Raw genomic sequence first — 3,702 nt, 5'->3', positions numbered from 1 at the left:
ACATTCAGATATAATTTTTATAATGTCTGTGAGATTAAATCTTGACTTCTACATACAAAGACGACGTAGCCAATTTTTCAAGTTCATCGAGTATACCAATATAAATATCAACTACAGCATTATTTAAATCACTACTTCTTTCATCATATATTTCAAAATCAGCTATGTAAGCTCTTTCACCTTCTAACATTGCCGTATTCATATTCCATATTTTTCGCCACATATCAATAACGACTTTAGGCATTTGATCGGGACCTGATGTAAATTTTGCATAAGTTTGCATTGGAATAGTAAGAGTTGAAAATCCTTTATCTATATTCTCAAAAGAAGTAACTTCTTCTCCAAGAAAGTAAGTATATTCCCCGGTAGCGTCACTCTCATAATTTGTATAAACTGCAAAAATTTTTTCCGGAGTTTTTCTATTTAGGATTTTATCTTGTAATTTGTCTGCAAAAAATCGCTGCATTGTTGTCTCTATTTTTACAGTATCAGCGTTCATTTCTGCGGCGTTTGAGGTGCAGGCTGTAATACCGACTAATTTAATTTCTGATAATTGTGTAATTACTTTATTCATTTTATAGTCTCTTAATTAATTCACTAAGTAAGTTAAAACTAATCTAAAAAGGAATAAAGTTCTTAGTGTATAATATGTTTACTGTTTGAAGTATTTATAAATTGAAATAGAAATAAGACATGGTGGAGCCAGAGGGAATCGAACCCTCGACCTCTTGAATGCCATTCAAGCACTCTACCAACTGAGCTATGACCCCAATAACAAATTAATTCTCTTATACTATAATAATAAAACTAAATCTATAAGATTTTTTTATAAAATTCTTTAAGCATTGCTAACTAAGTATAGATTAATTAGAAATTAACGTCTGAGCTACGAAAAAATTAAAAATTTTGACTAAGCAATCCAGTAAGAAAATATTAGAATTAGCACTTTTATTATTTTTCTGGATTAACCCAGCCACTTCATGGCTGGCTTTGTTGCATGACTTAAAAACCCGCTCGGTGTCATACCGTGGCTTGTCCACGGTATCCAGTAAAACAACTAAAAATACTAAAATTATTAGTATTTTTAACTAGATCCCGTGAATAAATCACGGGATGACAAAGGATAAGCCGAGCCATGCAACAACGCTTTCATGGCTTCGCAATGACGCATCTATATTTAGTTAGCAATACCAATTCTTTATTTTGCTGACATTGTCATAGCATCTCTAGAAGAAATTATATTATCGATTATTCCAAATTTCTTTGCTTCCTCCGGCGACATGAAATTATCACGTTCCATACTTTTTTCGATATGTTTTAACTCTTGTCCAGTGTGTTTACTATACAATTCGTTAAGTAATCTTTTGATTTTTAGGGTTTCTTGAGCGTGAATTTCTATATCGGTAGCTTGTCCTCTATAACCTCCTGACGGTTGATGGATCATAATACGGCTATGAGGTAAACTATAACGCATTCCTTTCTCGCCTCCGCAAAGTAAAAGTGAACCCATAGAACAAGCTTGACCTATACATAATGTAGCTACTTTAGGCTTTATATATTGCATTGTATCATAAATAGCAAGTCCTGCGGTTACAACTCCTCCGGGGGAATTGATATACATATATATATCTTTTTTAGGATTTTCTGCTTCAAGAAACAATAATTGTGCAACGACTAAGTTTGCCATATGATCTTCAACAGTACTACATACGAAGATTATACGTTCTTTTAACAATCTTGAATATATATCATAAGCACGCTCCCCACGTGAGGTTTGTTCAATTACTATCGGTACATACGACATTAATATTTTCTCCTGAAATTATATTAAAATGTTATACCGTGGTCAAGCCACGGTATAACAAATTGAAAAAAAGCTTCTACTTCTTATCTTCTAAAGCATTAGCAAGTATATCTCCCATATTAGTGGTATTATCACTAGAACCATATTCTTTGAGAGCTTTTTGACGTTCTGCTATTTTATGAGCTTTGACCGATAATAAAATTCTACCGGTTGATTTCTCGATAGAAACAACTTTTGCTTCTATTTCTTCGTCTATTTTAAACATTTCAGGCTTCCGCTCGTCTTTTTCATCCGATAATTCAGTTCTTTTAATAAAACCTGCTACTTTATTGTTTAATAGTACTTCGAGTCCATCATCTTGAACTTCTGTTATAAGGGCTTTAACTATTGTACCTTTTTTATATTCGTCACTGATTTCTTGATATGGATTAGGTGACAATTGTTTTATACCTAAGCTAACTTGTTCTTTTTCAATATTAATGGCTAGAACTTTGCATTCTATTTCGTCACCTTTCTTGTATGATTTTAATAGATCTGTTCCCTTATCTTCCCAGCTAATATCACCTTCATGAATCATGCCGTCCATATTATTACCTAGTGCAACAAAAATACCGAAATCCGTAATATTTCTAATCGGTGCTTTAATTATAGTACCGACAGGATTATTTTCAGCAAACTTTATTAAAGGATTCTCTTGGCATTGTTTAATACTTAAAGAAACACGATGTTTTTCAGTATCGACCTCTAAAACTACGAATCCTACTTCTTGTCCTATAGTTAATGTTTTTCTAGGGTTTTGATTAGATTTTAACCAACTAATTTCGCTTGAATGAACAAGCCCTTCAAGTCCGTCTCTTAATTCTATAAATACGCCGTAATCAGCAAAATTTGTAACTTTACCGGTCATTTTTTTACCGACGGGGAATTCTTCTTTAATTGCTTCCCATGGGTTAGAATCAAGTTGTTTTATACCAAGTGATATTCTTTTGGTTTTTTCATCAAACTTAATAACCATTACTTTAACCTTTTGGTTAAATTCTAATACTTCTGAAGGGTGGTTAACTCTTCCCCAAGAAATATCGGTTAAATGTAATAAACCGTCAACACTTCCAAGATCGATAAACGCACCGTAATCAGTAATGTTTTTTACGGTTCCTTCTAATACCATACCCTCTTTAATTTTAGATAGCATCTCCTCTCTAGATTCGGAACGTAATTCTTCTAAAATAGCTCTTCTTGAAACTACTATATTACCAAGCTTTTTATCCATGCTTAAAATTTTAAACGGTTGTTTAATATTCATTATAGAAGTAGGATCTTTAATAGGTCTAACGTCAACTTGGCTTCCTGGCAGGAATGCTACTACACCGGATAAATCCACGGTGAAGCCACCTTTTACACGACCAAAAATTGTACCGTCGACAAATTCACCCTTGGAACACATGATTTCTAGTTGTCCCCATAATTCTTCTTTGACTGCTTTTTCACGACTCAATATCGTTCTGCCGTTACGTCCCTCAATTTTCTCGATGAAAACTTCAACTACGTCCCCAACTTCAGGTAGAGCTAAAAATTCAGATTTAGGTATTCTACCTTCATTTTTTAATCCAACATCAACAATAACCATATCGTTTTTTATTTCGATTACTTGGCCTTTAACTACCGTTTTTTCTTTTATATGACTTGTATCAACGGTTTCAAGCATTTTAGAAAAATCTTCTTCAAATTCGTGATTAATTGCTGCAAGTTGTGGAACAAATCGTTGTTTTAGTTTTATTGACATATTTTTCTCGTAATATTAGCTAAAGTGCTAGAGGCTAATAAGATTTTTTAAAGGGTTAATAAAATTGGATGTTATTGCATGGCTCGGTTTTCCGTCATTGCGAGAAGAATTACGT

At 33.1% G+C, this 3,702-nt stretch carries 3 protein-coding genes and 1 tRNA gene; all 4 read right to left on the bottom strand.

The window, feature by feature from the left end; all coding sequences use genetic code 11:
- Positions 1-34 precede the first annotated feature (34 nt).
- On the bottom strand, positions 35-574 hold the full coding sequence (locus tag KYQ89_RS00660; RefSeq protein WP_218459894.1) for a GyrI-like domain-containing protein: 540 nt from the start codon (positions 572-574) through the stop codon (positions 35-37).
- Between the two features lie 120 nt (positions 575-694).
- Positions 695-770, bottom strand: a tRNA-Ala gene (locus tag KYQ89_RS00655).
- 428 nt (positions 771-1,198) lie between these two features.
- Positions 1,199-1,804: an ATP-dependent Clp endopeptidase proteolytic subunit ClpP gene (gene clpP / locus KYQ89_RS00650; RefSeq protein WP_011271101.1), complete on the bottom strand. Its 606-nt coding sequence runs from the start codon at positions 1,802-1,804 to the stop codon at positions 1,199-1,201.
- A 76-nt stretch (positions 1,805-1,880) separates the two neighbouring features.
- On the bottom strand, positions 1,881-3,587 hold the full coding sequence (locus KYQ89_RS00645; protein ID WP_218459892.1) for a 30S ribosomal protein S1: 1,707 nt from the start codon (positions 3,585-3,587) through the stop codon (positions 1,881-1,883).
- Positions 3,588-3,702 lie beyond the last annotated feature (115 nt).

This window comes from Rickettsia sp. TH2014 (assembly GCF_019249195.1).
Taxonomy (GTDB): Bacteria; Pseudomonadota; Alphaproteobacteria; order Rickettsiales; family Rickettsiaceae; genus Rickettsia; species Rickettsia felis.
This window is presented reverse-complemented; position numbering and strand designations above follow the sequence as displayed.

Coding starts and splice junctions, on each gene's coding strand:
- KYQ89_RS00660 (WP_218459894.1), bottom strand. CDS start 574: ATGAATAAAGTAATTACACAATTATCAGAAATTAAATTAGTCGGTATT.
- KYQ89_RS00645 (WP_218459892.1), bottom strand. CDS start 3,587: ATGTCAATAAAACTAAAACAACGATTTGTTCCACAACTTGCAGCAATT.
- clpP (WP_011271101.1), bottom strand. CDS start 1,804: ATGTCGTATGTACCGATAGTAATTGAACAAACCTCACGTGGGGAGCGT.